We start from the raw sequence: 1,662 nt of genomic DNA on the forward strand, positions 1-1,662 counted from the left end.
ACCCCATGCCCATCAACTTAAGAATCTAGACTACCCCCAAGTGTAAAAAAACGTTATTCTTTCTAAAAAGCTAACTAGAAAGGATGACGTTTTTTATGAATCTTTCGATTCAAGATGAATTACAACTATTTTCTGAAGAGCTGTGCCGTCATTTAACCCCTTCTTTTTTAGAAGAACTCGCAAAAAAATTAGGTTTTGTAAAAAGAAAACGAAAATTTTCAGGAAGTGAATTAGCTACCATTTGTATTTGGATAAGTCAAAGGACAGCGAGTGATTCCCTCGTTCGATTATGTAGCCAATTACACGCAGCTACAGGTACTCTTATGAGTCCAGAAGGACTTAATAAACGCTTTGATAAAAAAGCTGTTGAATTTCTGAAATATATTTTTTCTATATTATGGAAAGGTAAACTTTGTAAAACATCGGCTATTTCAAGCACGGCGCTTACCCACTTTCAACGTATTCGTATTTTAGATGCGACGATTTTTCAAATCCCAAAACATTTAGCTAGTATATATCCTGGATCCGGTGGTTGCGCACAAACAGCGGGTATCAAGATTCAATTAGAGTATGATTTACATAGCGGTCAATTTTTAAACTTTCAGGTAGGTCCAGGGAAAAATAATGATAAGACCTTTGGAACGGAATGTTTAGATACCTTACGTCCAGGTGACTTGTGCATTCGTGATTTAGGTTATTTTTCATTAGAAGACTTAGATCAAATGGATCAACGAGGTGCCTACTATATATCCAGATTAAAATTAAACCATACTGTTTATATAAAAAATCCGTCTCCAGAATACTTTCGAAACGGAACCGTAAAAAAGCAATCACAGTATATTCAAGTTGATTTAGAACATATCATGAACCATTTAAAACCCGGTCAAACATATGAAATAAAAGAAGCTTACATTGGAAAGAATCAAAAACTATTCACGCGTGTAATTATCTATCGTTTAACAGAAAAACAGATACAGGAACGTAGAAAAAAACAAGCCTATACGGAAAGTAAAAAGGGCATTACGTTTTCAGAAAAGAGTAAACGATTAACGGGTATCAACATATATGTCTCAAATACGCCTGAAGGGATTGTTCCGATGGAACAAATACATGACTTTTACTCCCTTCGCTGGCAAATAGAAATCATTTTTAAAACTTGGAAATCCTTATTTCAAATTCATCATTGGCAAAATATCAAACAAGAGCGATTAGAATGTCATGTGTATGGAAGGCTTATTGCCATTTTTATCTGTTCTTCTACGATGTTTAAGATACGTAAACTTCTGTTGCAAAAGAACAAAAGAGAATTAAGTGAATATAAAGCTATTGGGATGATTCAAGATCATGTATCGCTGTTATATCAAGCGATACAGAGAAACACCCAAGATCTAACAAAGATTTTAATCCGTTTGTTCGACCTCCTACAGAAGAATGGACGGAAATCTCATCGATATGAGAAGAAAACTATCTTTGATATTATGGGTGTTGTCTATGAGTATAATGGGTTTGGAAAACAAAAGAAAGCTGCATAATTTTTAAAATGAAACTCGTTAGAGTTTATTTGGTGTGTGTACTTTTCAATACCAAAAGTACATTACGAGTTTTTTAGTTGCTTTGAACGAAAGTTCATTTTATTTTTGTTCTTAAGTTGATGGGCATGTG

Annotated in this window: 1 protein-coding gene; it reads left to right on the forward strand. The window is 33.9% G+C overall.

Annotated elements, in window-relative coordinates; translation table 11 throughout:
* Window positions 1-95: 95 nt before the first annotated feature.
* Entirely contained in the window at window positions 96-1,532 is a 1,437-nt protein-coding gene (locus tag CQ064_RS33070; protein ID WP_001053955.1) for an IS4-like element IS231A family transposase, read from the forward strand.
* Window positions 1,533-1,662: the final 130 nt, after the last annotated feature.

Origin of the sequence: Bacillus sp. MYb78 (assembly GCF_002975115.1) — a bacterium.
GTDB classification, from domain to species: Bacteria; Bacillota; Bacilli; order Bacillales; family Bacillaceae_G; genus Bacillus_A; species Bacillus_A cereus.

Coding starts and splice junctions, on each gene's coding strand:
- CQ064_RS33070 (WP_001053955.1), top strand. CDS start 96: ATGAATCTTTCGATTCAAGATGAATTACAACTATTTTCTGAAGAGCTG.